The 17868-nt window shown below is 69.1% G+C and carries 12 protein-coding genes and 1 pseudogene; 9 read left to right on the top strand and 4 right to left on the bottom strand.

Going from position 1 to position 17868, the window contains the following annotated elements:
* Positions 1-1579: 1579 nt before the first annotated feature.
* Positions 1580-2191 carry a pentapeptide repeat-containing protein gene (locus IAG43_RS35160; protein ID WP_343075707.1) on the top strand — a complete coding sequence of 204 codons (612 nt, stop codon included), beginning with the start codon at positions 1580-1582 and terminating at the stop codon, positions 2189-2191.
* On the opposite strand, the gene IAG43_RS32645 is transcribed toward IAG43_RS35160, so the two are convergent.
* Positions 2079-2951 carry a C40 family peptidase gene (locus tag IAG43_RS32645; RefSeq protein ID WP_187744809.1) on the bottom strand — a complete coding sequence of 291 codons (873 nt, stop codon included), beginning with the start codon at positions 2949-2951 and terminating at the stop codon, positions 2079-2081. The genes IAG43_RS35160 and IAG43_RS32645 overlap by 113 nt on opposite strands.
* Positions 2952-2984: 33 nt before the next feature.
* On the opposite strand from IAG43_RS32645, the gene IAG43_RS32640 reads away from it, so the two are divergent.
* Positions 2985-3317 carry a DUF6233 domain-containing protein gene (locus IAG43_RS32640; protein ID WP_187744808.1) on the top strand — a complete coding sequence of 111 codons (333 nt, stop codon included), beginning with the start codon at positions 2985-2987 and terminating at the stop codon, positions 3315-3317.
* A 343-nt stretch (positions 3318-3660) separates the two neighbouring features.
* On the opposite strand, the gene IAG43_RS32635 is transcribed toward IAG43_RS32640, so the two are convergent.
* From IAG43_RS32635 to IAG43_RS32625, 3 genes are all read right to left on the bottom strand, one after another.
* Positions 3661-4128: a hypothetical protein gene (locus IAG43_RS32635; protein ID WP_187744807.1), complete on the bottom strand. Its 468-nt coding sequence runs from the start codon at positions 4126-4128 to the stop codon at positions 3661-3663.
* Positions 4129-4836: 708 nt separating this feature from the next.
* Positions 4837-8019: an AAA family ATPase gene (locus IAG43_RS32630; RefSeq protein WP_187744806.1), complete on the bottom strand. Its 3183-nt coding sequence runs from the start codon at positions 8017-8019 to the stop codon at positions 4837-4839.
* Positions 8016-9299: a metallophosphoesterase family protein gene (locus IAG43_RS32625; protein WP_187744805.1), complete on the bottom strand. Its 1284-nt coding sequence runs from the start codon at positions 9297-9299 to the stop codon at positions 8016-8018. The genes IAG43_RS32630 and IAG43_RS32625 overlap by 4 nt, the downstream gene beginning before the upstream one ends.
* A 134-nt stretch (positions 9300-9433) precedes the next feature.
* Between IAG43_RS32625 and IAG43_RS32620 the strand changes: the two genes are divergently transcribed.
* From IAG43_RS32620 to IAG43_RS32595, 7 genes and pseudogenes are all read left to right on the top strand, one after another.
* Positions 9434-10294 carry a hypothetical protein gene (locus IAG43_RS32620; RefSeq protein WP_187744804.1) on the top strand — a complete coding sequence of 287 codons (861 nt, stop codon included), beginning with the start codon at positions 9434-9436 and terminating at the stop codon, positions 10292-10294.
* A 32-nt stretch (positions 10295-10326) separates the two neighbouring features.
* A complete protein-coding gene (locus IAG43_RS32615) occupies positions 10327-11460 on the top strand; it encodes a hypothetical protein (RefSeq protein WP_187744803.1) in 1134 nt (377 codons plus the stop codon).
* Positions 11457-12965: a hypothetical protein gene (locus IAG43_RS35055; RefSeq protein WP_187744802.1), complete on the top strand. Its 1509-nt coding sequence runs from the start codon at positions 11457-11459 to the stop codon at positions 12963-12965. The genes IAG43_RS32615 and IAG43_RS35055 overlap by 4 nt, the downstream gene beginning before the upstream one ends.
* Positions 12962-14287 carry an AAA domain-containing protein gene (locus tag IAG43_RS32605; RefSeq protein WP_187744801.1) on the top strand — a complete coding sequence of 442 codons (1326 nt, stop codon included), beginning with the start codon at positions 12962-12964 and terminating at the stop codon, positions 14285-14287. The genes IAG43_RS35055 and IAG43_RS32605 overlap by 4 nt, the downstream gene beginning before the upstream one ends.
* A 338-nt stretch (positions 14288-14625) precedes the next feature.
* Positions 14626-15171, top strand: a pseudogene (locus IAG43_RS34790) (DEAD/DEAH box helicase family protein); the annotation flags it as partial.
* A gap of 247 nt (positions 15172-15418) precedes the next feature.
* The gene (locus IAG43_RS34785) at positions 15419-16411 is read left to right on the top strand and encodes a helicase-related protein (RefSeq protein WP_246574820.1); all 993 of its coding nucleotides are present in this window, start codon (positions 15419-15421) and stop codon (positions 16409-16411) included.
* 9 nt (positions 16412-16420) lie between these two features.
* Positions 16421-17581, top strand: coding sequence for an IS701 family transposase (locus IAG43_RS32595; protein WP_187744800.1), 1161 nt, complete (start codon positions 16421-16423; stop codon positions 17579-17581).
* Positions 17582-17868: the final 287 nt, after the last annotated feature.

The raw sequence follows: 17868 nt of genomic DNA, 5'->3' as shown, positions 1-17868 counted from the left end.
ATGGACATCAACTCCAGTGAAGGGCAGCCCCCTTGCGCGTCGAAGGTAGTACTATGCAGCGCGAGGCGTACTGGTTGGCCTGGGGGGCTGAGCCGGTGCGGGGATTTGCGGCACGAGAGCCGCCAAGCACAGACGGGAGAGCGAGTTTCGTATCAAACGTCGCCGGTCTGGGGGATCGGCGGTTCGGACTGCTGATCGCAGTCCGGCAAGACCGTCTGTGCTCACGCATCGATGGCCGGTTTGGTGCTGATCCGCTCGGTGCTGCCTCACGTCCGACCAATCGATGCACCCGTATCTCGGAGGCATCTCATGGGGACACCCCCGCCGTCGCCGGTGTGCAATCACCGGGTCTACCAAGTTCTGATTGTCTTCCTCGCGGCCTCTGTCGTTGGCCTTGCCGCGGGAATCTTCATGGCGTCCATCGGCATGTCAGTGCTGGGAGCTATCGGCACCGGCGGCGTAGCGCTCGTCGCGTCCGCCACTCTCGGGCTCACGGCAGTGGCTTACGTCAACCGCTCGTAGCCAGTAGAAGGTCCCGAGGGGCGGCTCGTCTTGGGCCGCCCCATGCCTTGTTAGCCCGCAGCCGGGGCATGGGCGCCCGCCACGAACCGGCCTTCCTCCGCCGCTGGCCGTCTTTCACCGCCCGGACGGCCCGCTGTCGGCGGCGGCGCCGTCCACGCATGCCATGTGACGGATTCCGGTCTGAAACCCAGCCGCCCGGCAAGTAGAACCTGGCCGGGTGAACAGACGATGTCAGGCGTTGACGGGGGACTGCGCGGGAATCTCCGAGCTCGGGTCGCTCGCACCGGCAGGGGCAGCCTTGCTGGTGGACTTCGCCCGCCGGTTTCGGGGCCGCGCTGTCGGCTCGGTGGCACCGATCGCGGTCAGCTCGGCCGGAGACCACCCTGATGCCGCCGCTACGGCGTAGGCTTTTCCGGTACGGGACTTCGGTCTCGGCGAACTCGCTCTGCAACCGGATCCGGGTGGCGAGGAGTTCCGCCAGCGGGGCCACGGCGGCCTGCTTCGCGGCCTGGAAGTCTCGGGCCTTCTTGAGGATCTCGTGTGCATCCATGCCCCGCATCATGCCCACCTTGCAGATCTACGCTGCCCATCGACGCCAAGAGCGCCGCCGCCCGCTGTGTCTTGGCGGTCGCAGTCATACTTCTCGACGTGACGACAGTGATGAAGAAGTTCCTGTGGGGAGGGCTGGCCCTCATAGCCCTCGGTCTGTACGTGGTCCTGATCTGGAAGGGACCGTGGCTGTTCGACGGTGCACATCTTCGGAAGAAGGACCTCCAGCCGGCTGACGGCGTGGTTATCACGGGCTTTCGAACGATGCTGGTCGCCCTCGGCGTTGCAGTCACAGCCGGGATCGGTCTGTTCTACACACACCGAAACCACCAGCACGCCCTGGAGCAGTTGGAGCACACCCGGGCGAAGGACCGTGAGCAGGCAGAACTCACCCGGGAAGACCAGGTGACTGGCAGATACGTCGAAGCGATCAAGCTCCTGTCTGCACGTGATTCGCGGGACGACGGGCCGAGGCTGACCGAGCGGGATCTACGCGCTGGAGCGCATCATGCGCGACTCCGAAAAGGACCACGACACGGTGGTCCAAGTGCTCGCGGCCTTCGTACGCCAGCACTCCCCAGTCCCGGATCCCGAAGTGGCGGCTATGTCCGGGGAGTTGGATATCCCGGGGCCGAAGGACGACGTGCAGGCAGCGCTTACGGTCCTCGGCCGGCGCCCGAACAGGTCGGAAACTCAGCTGGACCTGTCCTTCACCGCCCTCTGGAGAGTCGACCTGCGCGGCGCACGACTCCGGGGCGCAAACCTGTTCGGTACCGAGTTTCACGGGGCGGACCTCAGGAGTGCGGACCTGGAGGAGACACTCCTTTCCGCGGCGAACTTCCAAGATGCTCAGGTGGGAGGCCTCATTCTTCGTGGGGCGAATCTGGTTGGTGAGCGCGTAGCGGCGGACCTGACTGTTAGCCAGCTTCTGTCGACCACGTTCGATTCGGCTACGCAGCTGCCGCTGAACCTTGCCAGCGATCCCGAGGTGAAAAGGCAGCGGATCGTCAAGCGGAGGCGTACGAGGCTCGCTGGGGTGGGGAGAGGGAAACCGGCTGAGGAAAGGGCCGCAGAGTTGGCTCTGGTCCGCGTTCTTCAGACCCGAGTGGCCCCGCGGTAGTCGCTGGCCGGCATGGCGGAGTCGAGTGCGACCACTTCGACCTGCGGCCGGTGCGGGGCGCGTGGAGGACCCGGCCGTCGCCCGCGTAGAGGCCGACGTGGTAGATGAAGGCGTTCCGGCGAGCCCAGAAGAGCAGGTCACCCAGACGGATTTCACCGCGGGTTACGGGCCGGTGAGCTGTGGCCTGGTACTGGGCGGCGGCGGTGCGGGGGAGCTGGGTGTGGGGCCAGTAGGCGTACTGGCCCAGGCGGCTGCAGTCGAAGCCGACGGTGGAGGAGGCTACGTAGCGCCCGCGAACGTAGCCGTTGCCGCGGCCGGGACCGGCCGGTCCGCCGCCATAGGCGTACGGGGTGCCGATCCGGGCGGCGGCCCGGCGCAGCGCCTGCGAGCTGGCGCCGCTGCCGCCCACGTTCAGCAGGGGAGCACCCTCGTAGTCCTTCATCATCTCCATGATGTCTTTGACGTAATAGAAGGTCTGCCCGTCGGAGAAGGACTTGGGCGGGACGCCGCGGTAGTGCTCGACGGCGCCCCAGTTTGCGTTGTAGCCGGCGAGCGCCAGGCGGCGGACGTCGTCCTTGAGGCCGGAGGCCTTGGCGTCGCCGAGCAGGGAGCACATGTAGCGGCCTTGGGCGGTCACAGCGTCGCCGACGTCGAACGGGTCCACCCTGCCGTTGCCGTCGGCGTCGTTGCGGTACGTCGCCCAGGTGCCGTCGACGAACTGCGCCGGTCCCCGCGCGCTCCGGTTCGGCCCCGCTGCCACCTACCGGGACGCCGGATGACGAAGGACCGGCCGGTGCGGGATCTGCCTGCGGACGCCGACCGGCTCCGCGTCCTGGAGCTGTGGCTCCAGCTGTCCTTCCAGCGGGTCCGGGACCGCATCGCCGACCTGGACCGCTGGGACGTGGAGCGCTGCCGAGGTGCCGCGGCCGCGCCCGCGGTGCCGGACTGGGTGGTCGAGACCGGTATCGGCGCCGACCGGCCCCGTCTCTACGTCCATGTCGGCGGCTGCCATGTGGCCGGCACCCGCGTGCACGCGGTCACGCGCGACGTCGCGGCCCGGGCCGCGGCCGATGGCGTCGAGGCGTGTGCGCACTGCGGCGCCGACGCGGCCCTCGGCATCATCTGACCAACGGGCAGCAGGCCAGTCGACCTTCGGACGTGCTGCGGGCAGGCCGTTGATGTGGCCGGCGGCGAACACCGTGGCGCGGGCCGAGCATCTTCGGGGGCTCCTCCCCCTCGAGCACAGCCTCCACGGGGACGCTGTCGCGGCTGCGCCGGCAGGTGGGGTTTCTCGTGCCGGCCCTCGGTGACGTCGCCTGGGTAGCCCTGTGGGGCTCATGAGCCGACTACGAGCACATCCCCGACACCCGGCAACTGGAGATCCTCAACTTCTACTCCCATCACGCGGCGAACCTGATGCGGTTCTTGATCCGCCTGGGCGCCACCCTGCATGAGGCAGCCGACGCCGGTCAGACAGATCGGGTGTCCTCAGCCAGTTCCGCACCTTCAGCGTTCACTACGTACTCCAGGAATGCCATATAAGTTTCGCGCTCTTCCTGTGTTCCGTACAAGGCTAGCAAGCCACGCGCGTACTCCAGCTTCGGGCCTATCTCTTGGCCCCGTGGGTGAGCATGTGACCACAGTTCGAGATTCCCGGACCGGAGCCGCCCTCGTTCGTCCATCACTAGCGGTCCGTCGGTGCGGTTGTCGTGCCTGACCCCGTTGACATGGTGCACCTGCTCGGTCGGGAGTAGGGGGCGGCCGAGGATTTTTTCGATTTCAATGCGGTGCTCTCCTTTAGGGGAATTTCCGAAACCCTGTGAGATCATCCGGTAGCCGTCGGGGTTGAGAGAACCACGTGCTTCCTCCCGCTTAGCCGCCAGCGCGCATTCGCGGGAGCAGTAGATGGTGGCGAGCGAACTCTTCCGCTTTGTCACCTTGCCGCACCGTTTGCAGACACATTCAACTTGGCGGCTCGCGCTTTTGCACTTGGTTGAGCAAAAACGCCGCACACCTACCAGCGACGGACTCAGGTAACGTTCCTTACCGCACTCCTCGCAGGGAACCACTGCGCCTTGGCGGGTGCTGCCGGACATATTTCGACACACAATGCCGCAGTAGACGACCCCTGAGGCAGGGATTCTCGTCGGGTTTCGCTGGAATGTCGTTCCGCACCGCGAGCAAACTACGTCGGCCATTCGTGTGGCCGACTTCTGGCATGTTCGTGAGCAGTAGGCGAGTCGACCGGATTCGACGGCTGTGTACTGCGCGTAGGTGCCTTTGAAATCTGAGCCGCATGCAGGGCAGGTGAGCGCTTGACGGGGGCGGCGTGGTGCCCGGCGCTTGGGTTCTGCAGGGCGCGCGGCCAGGATTTCTCGATAGTGGCGGTAACACAGGCCCCGGTAGTAGACGGTTCGTGGACACTCGTGGTGCAAGCAGGCAGGCTCGCTCATGTGAATCCCTCTAATCACGTTAGGTTGATGACCCCGGGATTGTGGCCACAACCTCCAGAATCATCTTTGTCACCAGAGCTCTACATGGGATTCAGTAACATGTATTGAAGGGATTACGCCAGGTAGGCTCAGGTGTCGATCTCAAATGGCGCCTCAAGTACTATTCATTCGGTGCATGAAATATGACGAGGGTCATGCCGGGTCCGTCAGGTTGTACAGGTCGTCGCGGACGAGGGAGTCGCGCTCGGCCGCGGTAAGCCAGCGGGCCCGGGAGCCGCGGTGATCCTTCTCCACCCATAGGACGTCGTTGACAGTCTCGGCGACGGGGCGCAGGTGGCTGATGACGGCGAGCAGCTTGTCGGGGCCGACCTGGGTGCGCAGGACCTGCAGGGCGCTGTCGAGGGCGGCGGTGTCCAGGGTGCCGAAGCCTTCGTCGAGGAAGAGGCTCTCCAGACGGGTGCCGCTGCGGCTGTGCATTTCCATCAGAGCGAGGGATAGGGCGAGGGAAGCCTGGAAGGTCTCGCCGCCGGAGAGGGTGCGCGAGCTGCGGCGGTTGTGGCTTCCGAGGTTGACGATGTCGAAGTTGTCGGCGAAGCCCAGCCGTCCTCCGGACAACTGCTGCAGCAGCTCACTGCCGTGTGCGAGCAGCGCGCGGGTCCGCAGGTCGGTGAGGTGACCGGGGAACTTTCCGTCCGTTAGGTGCGCGGCCACGGTCTGCCATGCGGCCTTCTGGCGCTGTCCGGCGTCGATCGCCGTCATGAGGCGGTCCTTATGCGGGATCTGGGACAGGGCGTCCTTCTCTTCCCGCAGCGCGCGGGCGGCCTCGCTGCGGAGGGTTCCGGCCTGGCTGGTCAGGCTGTCCAGCAGCTCGGGGCCCAGGGGGTCCGTGCCGGGGGCGACCAGCGCGGCGGCGATGCAGGGGTAGGTGGCGGCCAGTGCGTCGGCGTGCACGGCAAGCTGGGCGGCCAGGTCTGCCATGGCCGCCCGCGCGACGGTTTCGTGCTCGTCGAGGGATGCCAGCAGCCGCGTGGTGAACGTTTCAAGGGCGGCGGCGTACTCCTGGGTGGTTGTTGCATCACCGGTTCCGTGAGGGCGGGTGAGTGCCGGGCGCTGTCCTTCCTCGATCAGCTCGGCTGCGCTGCGCGCGCTGTCTGCCCACCGGTGTAGTCCGGCCTCCAGACGGTGCAGGGGTTCGGTGACCTCACAGCGTCTACGCTCGGCCAGCTTCTCCCGCTCGGCCAGCAGTGATTGCAGCAGCGTGCGCAGTTCCGCGTGCCGTTCGGCCAGTTCCTCGTGACGGTCCTGCTCCTGCCGGACGGCCTGGGTGGCGGCCTCCAGATCATGCGCTGTGGGGAGGTCGGGTTGCTGGGGCAGATGCGCGCGGATCGGCCCGGGCAGAGAGGACAGGCTCGCCAGGACACTGAGCCGCCTTTCTGCCAGATGGTGCTGGGCCTGCTGTGCTTGCGTGCGGCTCCGGTCCGCCGCGCGGGTGTCCGCCGTCAGCGAGGCCCGCTTGGCGGCCAGGGCGGTCTCTGCCTGCGTTAGCTCGGCTCGGCCAGCGACGACTACCTCCTGCAGTTGCGTGACCCGGTCGCGGGGCTCGCCGAGCAGAGCGTGCAGCGCCGCCTCCCGGTGGTCCGCCGGTGTGGCGGGGTCGGCGAGGGCGAAGAACGCGGCCGCGGCGGTGTCCTCCACCTCCTTGGCATACGTCGCCGACTGGGGATGAGCCGTCTGGGCCGCCAGCCGCAGGGCGTGTGCGTGAAGCGGGGGCAGGGCTGCCTGCAGCCGGTCGGTGGCCTGCTGCACCTTGCGCCGCTGCTCGCTCAGGGCCGCTCGGAGCAGTTCGACTTCGTGGGTGTGACGGGTGTGCTCCCGCTCGGCGGCCGTCAGCGCGGCCATGGCTGCCTCTACCGCCGTCTCGGCTCGCGCGAGGGTATCGGCGTCCTGTGGCTGCGGTGGCCGGTAATCGCCGGGAAGCGGCTGCACACAGACAGGGCAGCCGTCTCCGGCGACCAGGCCGCTGCCCGCCGCATGCGCGGCCTCCCTGCGCCGAGTGTCCTCCAGCATGCCCTGGGCACGACGTAGTTCGGTCCGCGCCGCGTCCAGCGTGTCGGCCGGGGGTGCCTGCAGCAGCGCGCTGAGCTTGTGGTCGGTGGTGGCCTGGGCGGCCCGCTGCTGGGCCAGTGCGCCGGCTGCCTCGACGCCGGCGCGGACGGCGTCCGTCAGCATCTGCAGAGTCTCGCCGGCGTCGGCTGCCTCGTCCTCACCATCCCGTACGCGGCTGCGCAGGGCGTCGGCCCGCCGGTCCTCGTCATCCAGGTCGGCGGCGCGCCGGGACAGTGCCTCCTCTTCGGTCTCGAGTTCGGTCAGGAGCCGGGTGTGCGCGCTCTCCTCTTGTTCGAGAGTGGTCAGCCGACGGGGCACGTCGCTGAGCACCTGGGCCGCCGCTGCCAGAACCGCGGCGGCCAGCCCCGCGGAGTCCGCCTCGTTCTGCTGGGAGGTGACCGTTTCGAGGTCGGCCTGGGCGGTGCTTTCGGCTGCGGCGTTTTTGTCCTCTAGACGCTGCAGTTCAGCTTGAGCCTGTTGCACGGCTTCCGTGGTGCGGTGATAGTCGCTGATACGGCGCTCCTGGAGCGCGGCGGCGGCGCCCGCGCTGAGGCGGGCGTGCTGCTTGGCCCGGGCAGCCTCGGTGCGCAGCCGACGCAGCTGGGACCGGCGGTTGTCGAGGTCGGCAGCGACACCAAGGGCCTGGTCGTGGCGTTCGCGTGCGTTTACCGCTTGGGCCCGCGGATCTTCGTGCAGCCGGTCGTTCTCCCGCTCCGCCTGGTGCAGCAGCTCGTTGAGGTGCGAGGCCGCATCGAGCGCGAGCTGGCGGACTCGGTGGAGCTCTTCGACGCCGAAAATGGACTTCAGGATTCGGGTGCGCTCGGCGTCGTTGGCGTTGAGCAGTTCGCCGAAGCGGCCCTGCGGGATCAGAACGGACGAGTGGAAGGTGGCGTAGTCGATGCCGATGAGGCTACGGATGGCGTCGTCGACGGCGCGCACGCCGTCGATGTTCTTGTTGTCCGGGCCGGTCAGCCGTGCCTGGGTGGGGCGGGTCTCGTGGAAGACGCGATGCACCCGCCATTGACGGCCGTCCACGGCGAACGTCAGGTCGATCATCATCGTTGGGGAGTCGTCGGCCCGCAGCTGAGCCGCGCGGTCGGTCCAGGAGCATCTGCCGTACAGGCCGGCGGTGATGGCCTCCAGGAGGCTTGTCTTGCCGGCGCCGGTGTCGCCGAGAATGCCGACGAGGCTCTTGCCGGTGAAGTCGAGGGGGCCGCAGGTGCCGGGATAGCTGCGCAGGCCCGAGAAGGTCAGGCTGACGATCTTCATGCCGTCTCCGTTCGGCTGCCGGCGGTGCCGGTCCAGGGGGTGGCGAGGGCCTCGGTGAGGAGTTGCTCGGCGGGGGAGGCGGGCAGCGCGGACTCCGGCGCGGCGAGGAGGTCGGCGAAGGCGGCCACCACCTCGTCGGCGCTCTGCCCAGGGGTGCCGCGGTCGGCGAGGTAGCTGCCGAACGTCGCGGTGAGGTCCACGGTGCCGTCCTCGGACGCGTCAGCACTGGTGAGGGCGCTGGTGCGGGTGGCTGCGCAGTCCTCCTCGATGCTCACCACGATTGCCTGGGGCACGAGCTCGGCGACCTTGTCCCCCAGCCGGAGGACGGGCTCGTCGCTGCGAATGACGGCCTTGAGGTAGACGCCGCTGTACTGGTCCGCGTCGGCCCGCAGTTCCTCGAGGGTGCCGTGGAAATGGGCCAGGCGCCGTCCGGCGTGCAGGGTGTGCGGGGTGATGAGGGTGCGCCGGCCGGGCCCCGCTTCGACGACGGTGACGCTCTTGGTCTCCTCGCTCTCGCCGAAGTCCATCTGCAGGGGGCTGCCGGCGTAGCGGGCAGGCAGCCGGCCGGTCCCGACCGGCTGCGGCTTGTGGATGTGGCCCAGCGCGCAGTAGGCAACAGCCGGCAGGGCGGCGGGGTCGGTGGCGTAGGGCTCGCGCGCCTCCCACATGCGTTCGCTCTGCGCGGGGACGGCGCTGGCCACGTACTGGTGGGCGGTGAACAGCAGCACGTCCCGGTCCGGGGCGTAGCCGTCGCGCAGCCGGGCGAGCAGGCCGTCCTGCAGGGTGCGCAGGCCAGCCGCGTAGGCCCCCTCGGTGGTCCCGAAGTTGGGGAAGAGATGCAGGTAGCGGTTGGGGTGCACGTAGGGGAGGGCAGCAAGGCGGATCCGCTCGCGTCCGTCGCGGCTGGCGAAGTCGAGCACCGTCCCAGGGTCGCTGTCGCCACAGCTGTGCACGAAGCACAGACGATTTTGGCTGGCGTCCGGCCGCAGGGTGCAGACGTAGCTCAGCAGGTCGAACAACTCGGGGGAGTCGTGGTTGCCGCCCAGGACCACGGTGGGGGCGATGCTGGCGAGGCCATTGAGGCAGCGCATCGCGCGCAGGACGTCCTTGTGCGCGGGCCGGTAGGAGTCGAACAGGTCACCGCTGTGCACGATCAGGTCCGGCTGCACGTTCTCCGCTATGGCCGTGATCTCGGCCAGGACAGCGTCGAACTCGGCGTCCCGGGAGCGGCGCTGCAGCGTGCGGCCCAGGTGCCAGTCGGATGTGTGCAGGGCTTTCATGGACGGCTCTCCTCGGTGCAGGCAGGACTGTCCGACGCTCCCGCACCAGCGGGAGTTGACGAAGTGACAGAAACTCTACAACAGCAATCACAGGAGAAATCTGGAAAACGCTGGAATGCGGTAAGGTGGCCGCCATGCAGGAGCATCTGGACGCACTCGAAGAACGCATGCAACAGCTGCAGCAGGCCATGCGGAGCGCCCAACTGGCTCGTGACAGCGAGCAGGTCAGACAACTCCGCGCCGAACTGCGCCGCACCCAGCGCGCCTGGGACGCCCTGTTCGAGCAGGCCGAGGACACCGAGGAGACATCCGCTGACGACGGGACGCGCCGCACCCTGTCCGAGAACAAACCGGCGGGGCAGCCACCGGTCGTGCTGCCCGCGCGCGAGCAGGTCCACCAGGTCCTGACGCTGCTCGCCGTGCCCGCCGCTCCCAAGCTCATCAGCACCGTTCACGAAGCCTTCTTCGCCGGTGCCCTGGCGCCCTCCCGGCTGACCAGCCTGCGCCGCGACGAGGAACGCTCCTACCGCTCCGCACCCGGCGCCCGCCCCTACTACCTGTGCCCGGCCCTCACTTCCGATCTGCTCTCACCCGCCCGCGGCCTGCTCACAGTCAGCACCTGGCCCCTGGAACAGCGCATTGTGGGACCGCTCAGCGCCCGCGTCCACTTCCTCACAGGCGCGCTGAACATCGCCGACGCCGCAGATCGCGTCAGCGGCGGCACCCTGCCGTTGCCCGCCCGCCACCTCCTGCTGCACTACGCACGCAACATCCCCGGCGCCCGGCCCCCTGCACCACACCCGACCGAAGCCGGCCTCCCCATCGACCTCACGCTGCTGCGCCGTGCCGCCCAGGATGAACTCGCCCTGCACGCCACCAGCGATAGCACTACCCGCACCCAGGCCGCCGCCCGCGCCCGCCGCCAGCTCGACGATGCCGGCCTGCTATTCGGCGGCTCCTTCCAGTCCGCCCGCCGACTGCGCTCCGTCCCCTGATCGCCACCTCACCCATCCCGCAAGGAAGATCCGTGAGTCTGCTCAACGACCGGCTCGACGCACTGCGCGGCCCCGCCCCCGCCAAGGGGCACGACGCCCGCACCCTCGCGGCCCTCACCACCAACCCCGGCTGCGCCCGCCGGGCCCTGATGGACGCCGCCGGCGTCGACAAGGACGCGATCGCCGTCCACCTGGGCAAGCCTCGCCCGCTCGCCAAGTCCTCCATCGCCCTGCGCAACGGGGCCGTCTTCGAGCAAAAAGTGAAAGCCGATGGCGGCGCCGAACTCCTGCGCCTGCTGCGCGATGTCCTCGGCCTGCCCCTGCACGAGGCGGCCCACACCGACCTCGCCGCCGTCGGCAGCCAGGACGCCTCTCTGCCAGTCCGCCATGCCTACACCCGCACCGCCGTCCTGGAAGCGGCGCGCTCCCCCCGCTCCGTGCGCACGCTGCTGGACCACCCCATCCTGCAGCTCACGGTCGCCGGCCATCCCGTCTACCTGGAACCCGACGTGGTCGCCTTCCAGGTCGACGGTGTCTTCCACATCATCGAGATCAAGTCCTTCGCCGTCCTCGACGGCCGCGCCGACCCGGCGAAGGTGGCCGCCGCCGTCACCCAGGCCGCCGCCTACGTCATCGCGCTGCGCGAACTCCTCGAATCGGAGGGCCTCGACGGGGACAACGTCTCCCACGACATCATCCTCATCACCCCACGCAACTTCAGCCGCAACCCCACCGCCAGCATCGTCGACGCACGCAAGAAGATCGCCGCCCTCACCCGCCAGCTCAACCGGCTCACCCGCATCGGACCCCTGCTCGACGCGCTGCCGCCCCACACGACCTTCGACCTTGCCCTCGACCGGGACGAACGGCCCACCCGCGACGCCAAGGACCTCACCGCGGCCCTGCAGACCGCCCCCGCCCGCTACACCCCCACCTGCCGCCATTTCTGCGACCTGGCCTACGTCTGCCGCAGCGAAGCCCGCGACGAAGGACTGATCGACGTCCTGGGCAGCGACATCCGCGACGACCTCGGCGGCGTCGATCACATCAGCACCGCCCTGCGCCTGGCCGACGACACCCGCCGCCCCGCCCCAGACCAAGCCGACCTGGCCGCCGCCCTCCGGCACGCCCACGCCGTACGCACCCACCTGCGGGAGTCCGCATGAGCCGCCTGTCCACCCTGCTGCGCCTGGAGGCAGCCGAGACCCAAACAGCCCAGGACGCCGGCCTCGTCAGCCACTTCCACCTCACCGAGCGGCCCCTAGTCTTCCTCCCACTCAACCACTCCGGCACCGAAGCGACCCCGCTGGCTGTCATGCTCGGAACCGAACCGGCCCGCCCGCACCTCCTCGTCACCCCGCCCCACGGCCGGCCCACCACACTCCTGCAAGAGCTGGCCGACCATGTCCTCACCTACATCGACAGCTTCCGCAACACCGAACGCCTGCCCGCGAAAGGCAGAAAGCCCGCCCGCGAACGGCACACCCACGCCCCTCAGCTCTTGGTCGCCAACCGGAAGTCGATCACTTACGTCGAGCGGCTGGGCCGCGCCCTGCGCTTCACCGAGCCGCCTGAGGACAGCGACCCAGCCCACAGCGTCGGCCGCCTCGGACAGTGGCTCACCTTCTTCGCCGACCACGCCGAGCACCCCGGAAGCGCCTTCCTGCTCGCCCTGACCGACCTGCTGACCACCCGCTGGATCACCGGTCAGAGCCGCCTGGAGGACGAACACCTTGCTGCCCTCCTCGCCTGGATCGACCCCCCGCCCGGCACCACGGGCCTGCACGCCGCCCTCGAGACCGAAAACCCCCAGCTCCCCGGCCCCGACGGCCGACTGCACCGGCCCGCCGGCCCCGCCACCGACCCCTCCTTCGACAGCCTCGAACTCGACCCCCTGCTGACGGCCTACGACATCGCCGCCGCAGAGGGCAACACCGCCGCCATAGCCCGCCACACCGACCGCCTGAACGACCTCCTCCACACCTACCTCCGCCCCACCTGGGACGACGCCTGGCGCGCCCTCGGCCTGCTGCGCACCCTGCCCGAGATACCCGACGCCCAACGCCGCTGGGCCGCCGACCGCGACCGCTTCACCGCCTACCGCACCTACCTCACCACCGACGGTCGTCCCCAGCCCATCAAGGACGACGCCGTCTCCGCCGCCCGCCGTCTCGCCCGCCTGGAGCTGGCCCAGGCCGCCTTCGACGCCCACCGCGCCCTGGAAGACCCCTTCTTCATGGCCGAGCGACGCACCACCGGAGAAGCCCTCGCCGGCACCGTCACCGACGTCGACGCTCGTCACACCATCCCCGGAGCCAGGGGCCCCCGGCTGCGCCCCCGCCTGACCCTGCACACCACCGACCCGGTGCGCCTGGACCTCGGCCACTTGCTCGCCGGCCCTCACAACCCCCGCGTCCACCTGGCCGTTCGCGCCATCACCCCACGCGGGCAGGGCACTGACCTCCTGCTGGAGGTGACCACGCTGACCGGCACAGTGAACAAGCCCCGAAGCGACTCTGTCCCCGCTGTCGGGGACCAGCTTGAACTCACCTTCGCCCCCGAGTTCTTTAGCCGACCCGCCTTCCCAAGCCGCGAGAACACCCCCTGGACCCACGGCGGCCCCCAGCACAACCACCCCGCCGCCGCATTGGAAGAGACCGAGAAGCCTTGACCACGACCCCGCCCGCCGACCTGGCCAATGCGGCCGTCGCCGACATCCTCACCGCCCTCACCGGCGGGACCACCCAGCCCCTCGTCGTCGACTCGCCCCCGGGCGCTGGGAAATCGACCCTCGTTGTCCGGGCCGCCCGCACCCTCGCCGCCGCCGGCGAACGATGCATCATCGTTGCCCAGACCAACCACCAGGTCGACGACCTTCTCATCCGCCTCGCCGACCCCACAGCCTCCCGACTGCGCCTGGGACGCCTCACCGGAGGCACCTACGAGGTCCCTGAACACGTTCTGGCCCTGCCCAACACCATCATCAGCACGGACATCAAAGACGTCCTCACCTGCGACGTGATCATCGCCACCGCCATGAAATGGGCGTACGTCGACAGCGCCTACTGGCAGTGGGCCATCATCGACGAGGCCTACCAGATGCGCTCTGACGCCCTCCTGCTGATCGCCAGGCTCTTCGACCGCGCCCTTCTCGTGGGCGACCCCGGGCAGCTCGACCCGTTCTCCATCATCAGCACCCCCCGGTGGATCGGCCTGCCCCACGACCCACTCAACAATGCCGTCACCGTTCTGACGAACTACAACGACGCAGTCGTCCGCACCCTGCCCGTCTCCTGGCGCCTTCCGCCCTCAGCGGCCGACATCGTCTCTCGGGCGTTCTACCCCTTCACGCCGTTCCAGCCGGGAACAGCCCCCGCCACCCGTACCCTCACCTTCACCACCCAAGGCCTGCACGACTGCTGCGACGCCACCGTCGAGGAAGCCGCCCGCACCGGCTGGGCCCTGCACGAACTCCCGCCCCGGCACACCGCACGCATAGACGCCGAAGCCGCCCACGCCACGGTCGCCCTGGCCGCCCGCCTGCTGACCCGCGGCGCCGAAGCCGTTTGCGAGAACCATCCCGACGGCCGCCGCCTGCAGCCCGCCGACATCGCCATTGGTACCGCCCACCGCGAACAGGCCCGCCACATCCAGCACCTTCTGAACCACAACCCCCACACCCGGGGCGTACGCGCCGACACCGCCAACCGCCTGCAGGGCCGTGAATTCGCCGTCACGATCGTTCTACACCCGCTGTCCGGCCGCCGTGACGCCTCCGCCTTCCACCTCGAAGCCGGCCGCCTGTGCGTGCTCGCCTCACGTCACCGGCACGCCTGCATCATGGTCGCCCGCGCCGGCATCACCGACCTCCTGGACCGCCACCCCTCCAACGACCCCGTCCACCTCGGTGTCCCCGCCAAATTCCCAGACGGCTGGGAAGCCCACCAGCACATCCTCGACCACCTCGCCTACCACCGCGTCCCCGCCCCCTGACCGCCGAGTCCCTGGAAGGCGCCCACGCCCATGGCCCTTTCTGAGCTGACGCTCCGCCCCAACCAGAACGACGCTGCCGCCACTGCGCCGGGCATGCCTCCCGTGTCAGCGCCGTGCCGAGACTCCGCTGGCGGCAGATAAAGGGGCTCGCCGGTCAGTTGGGACCTGGCCGGGATATGCGGTGAGGCCGCTTGTGCCGGTGCCGGGCTCTAGGCTGCCGCCTATGTCTATGCCCTGCCCGGCCGCTGCGATCGACGCGCCTGCCGTGTGTGCGGTACGCCGGTGTGCGGGTGTGGGGCTGCCTGCTGCTCGCTACGTGTTGAGGAAGCCTCCGTCTGATGAGTGTCGTCACCGGTACTGCGTCCCCTTCGTCGGGGCGGAAGACGTTGTTGCCCGATCAGGTGCACGCGGTTCAGCGGCTGGCGCGGCATTTGCGGCGGCCGGGGACGAGAGCGCTGTTCGTGTCGGCGACAGGCACCGGGAAGACGCTAGTGTCGATCCGCGTCGCGGACGGACTCGGCGCGCGGCTGGTGCTGTTCGTCGTCCCCACCCTTGACCTGGCCGCGCAGACCGCGCTGGCGTGGCGGGGCGACGGCCACGGCGAGCACATGGTGATCGTCTCCTCCCCGGATGCTGCCGGCCGTGATGACCTGGTAGCCGCGCGCTTGGGCTCGACCAGTGACCCGCTCGCGCTGGCGGCGGCGATGTCGGTGGTGGGGGAGGGGCCCGACCAGCTCCGGGCGTTGACGGTGATCTGCACCTACGACTCCCTGACCAAGATCGAGGAGACCCAGAACACCGGGTTCGCGGTGCCGCCGTTCGACCTGGCGGTCATGGACGAGGCTCGCCGGATCGCGGGCCGGCCCGACAAGAAGTGGGCGATCGTCAACGACGCGAAGCGCATCCACGCGGACCGCCGCCTCTACATGACCGCCACGCCCCGCATCTTCGCCGCCCCGGAGCTGGCGGAGTCCGCCGACCTCATCCGCCCGCGCCGAAGGCGCCCGGCCGGGCCGGGCCGGACGCGTTCGCCAATTCGATGGACAACGAGCAGGTGTCCGCAAGAAGGTCGTCGACTACCCCCTCGCGAGGGCAGTGGCGGACGGCCGGGCTGCGGACTACCGCATCGTGGTGCCCACCCTGACCGACACCGACCTGCGCCGCCGCCTGAACCTGCCCGCCCCCGGCACCACGCCCACGGGCGCCGCCGCCCGGGAGGCGAAGGACGACGGTGCGCTGCGTACCACCGCCCTGCACCTGGCGGTCCTGCGCGCCATGACCGAGCACAACCTGAAGAAGGTGCTGGTCTACTTCCATCTGGTGTCCGACGCCCGCCGCTTCGCCCGCGAACTCCCGCACACCCTGCGCCTGCTGCGCCGGACGGACCCCGCTTTGCACCCGGGATCGACCCGGAGCTCTTCTTCGCCCACAGCGAGCACCCCCGCCCAGCGCGCCGGCATCTTCGCTTCCTTCGCCGCCGCCGACATCGCGATCCTCGCCAACTCGAAGCTGATCGCCGAAGGAGTCGACATCCCCTCCGTCGACGCGATCGTCTTCGCCGACCCCACCCGCAGCGTCATCCGCTGCGTCCAGGCCCTCGGCCGCGCCCTGCGCCTGGACGTCTCCGGCAAGACCGCTTCCCTGGTCGTCCCCGTCTACATCCCGCCCGGCACGGACAGCGAGAACATCCTGGGCACCGCGTACGAGCCGGTGTGGGCGATTGCCTGCGCGCTGGCCAGCCATGACCACCGCATCCTCGAACGCCTCCCCGACAAGGCCAACCGGCTGCCGAAGGAGACCAGCGACGTCATCGCGCGGCGCTGGCACTTCGACTTCACCGTCCACCCCGAGCGCATCGCCCAGGCGATGGACCTGGTTTCCTTCGACCCCCGTGACCAAGGCGTCTCCCGCTCCCGCCGCCCGCTCCTACCGCGACGAGCACGGCAACCTGGACGTCCCCGCCGACTAGTACTCCAGCAGCGTTTCGCTATCTGGCCTGGTCAGAGGCATCGTCGGGAGTGTAGTTGGCTGCTGGCACGTCAGGGGCGGTCTTGCCGGACCGCCCCTCCAACGAATGACTTCGAGAACTGTCTGCGCAGTGACGAGGGCAGCCTTCCCGCGTGATCGACGACCTTGCCGACGCGACCTGGGAGTGAACTCGACGACCTCTTCCTGCGTATCGGCCACCGTTTCGGCCGTGCCGACCTGCGACGCCGCATGCGTGACTACGTCCGCGCCCTGCTCGGCCCGGTCGGCCGCAAGAACGGCTGGCAACTGGCCGAACACGCAGGCCACCGCACCCCCGACGGCCTGCAACGGCTGCTGAACGGAGCCATCTGGAACGCCGACGACATCCTCGACGACACCGGCTTCGTCAAGAAAGGCACCACCTCCGCCGGTGTCCAGCGCCAGTATTCCGGCACCGCCGGCCGCACCGAGAACTGCCAGATCGGGGTCTTCGCCGCCTACGCCACCACCCACGGACGCGCCCTGGTGGACCGCGAGCTATATCTGCCCAAGTCATGGACGGACGACCGCGAACGCTGCCGCGCCGCCAAGATTCCTGATGAAAGGGGCTTCGCCACCAAACCAGAACTGGCCAGGGCCATGGTGCTGCGCGCGCTCGCCTCGCCGCTGCCGATCGCCTGGGTGACCGCGGATGCCGCCTACGGCCAGGAGTGGCGCTTTCGCCGCATGCTGGAAGAAACCACCGTCGGCTATGTGCTCGCCGTCCCGAAGTCCCATTCGGTGCCCCGCTTCGGCCGGATCGACCATCTCTTCAGCCAGGCACCGGATGAGGCATGGGAGCAACGTTCGTGCGGCGACGGCGCCAAGGGCCCGCGCGTCTATGACTGGGCCGCCGTCCAGCTCCCGGTGATCGAGGACTTCGACAGTGAGCGGCCCACCCATCATCGCTGGACGCTGGCCCGGCGCAGCATCAGCAGACCCGATCAGGTTGCCTACTACCTCGCATACGCGCCGGTGGGAGCCGGTGTCGACCAGCTCGTGCGCGTTGCCGGATGTCGGTGGGCGATCGAGGAATGCTTCCAGGCTGCGAAGAACGAGTGTGGCCTGGACCAGTACGAAGTCCGCCGCTATGTCGGATGGATGAGGCACATCACCTTGGCCATGCTCGCGCATGCCTTTCTCGCGGCCACGGCGGCAGACGCGGCGGCAAAGGGGGATGCAGAAACGGTTCCACCATGGTCCCGCTCACCGTGGCAGAAGTCCGTCGGCTGCTGGCAACTGACCCCGCCCACCGGCCCCACTCGCCCCTTCGCATCCATGCACTGAATTGGTCGCGATGGCGGCGAAGGCGTCAGGCGGTGTCCCGGCACTGTCACTTCCGAAGACGAAGTCATTCGTTGGAGGGGCGGTCCGGCAAGACCGCCCCTGACGTGCCAGCAGCCAACTACACTCCCGACGATGCCTCTGACCAGGCCAGATAGCGAAACGCTGCTGGAGTACTAGGCGGCCATCAAAGAGTGCAGCAGTCTTGAAGGGCCCGTGATCCCGGGGCCACCGCGGCTCTGGATCACGGGCCCTTCAACACAGCGTCGACACGTCACGCCCAGTCGATG

It is taken from the genome of Streptomyces genisteinicus (genome assembly GCF_014489615.1).
GTDB classification, from domain to species: Bacteria; Actinomycetota; Actinomycetes; order Streptomycetales; family Streptomycetaceae; genus Streptomyces; species Streptomyces genisteinicus.
The sequence above is the reverse complement of the archived record's forward strand: the minus strand, read 5'-3'. Positions and strand labels throughout refer to the sequence as shown.

Excerpts from the sequence above, each read along its gene's own strand:
- IAG43_RS35160 (WP_343075707.1), top strand. The coding sequence starts at position 1,580 with ATGCGCGACTCCGAAAAGGACCACGACACGGTGGTCCAAGTGCTCGCG.
- IAG43_RS32630 (WP_187744806.1), bottom strand. The coding sequence starts at position 8,019 with ATGAAGATCGTCAGCCTGACCTTCTCGGGCCTGCGCAGCTATCCCGGC.
- IAG43_RS32625 (WP_187744805.1), bottom strand. The coding sequence starts at position 9,299 with ATGAAAGCCCTGCACACATCCGACTGGCACCTGGGCCGCACGCTGCAG.
- IAG43_RS32620 (WP_187744804.1), top strand. The coding sequence starts at position 9,434 with ATGCAGGAGCATCTGGACGCACTCGAAGAACGCATGCAACAGCTGCAG.
- IAG43_RS35055 (WP_187744802.1), top strand. The coding sequence starts at position 11,457 with ATGAGCCGCCTGTCCACCCTGCTGCGCCTGGAGGCAGCCGAGACCCAA.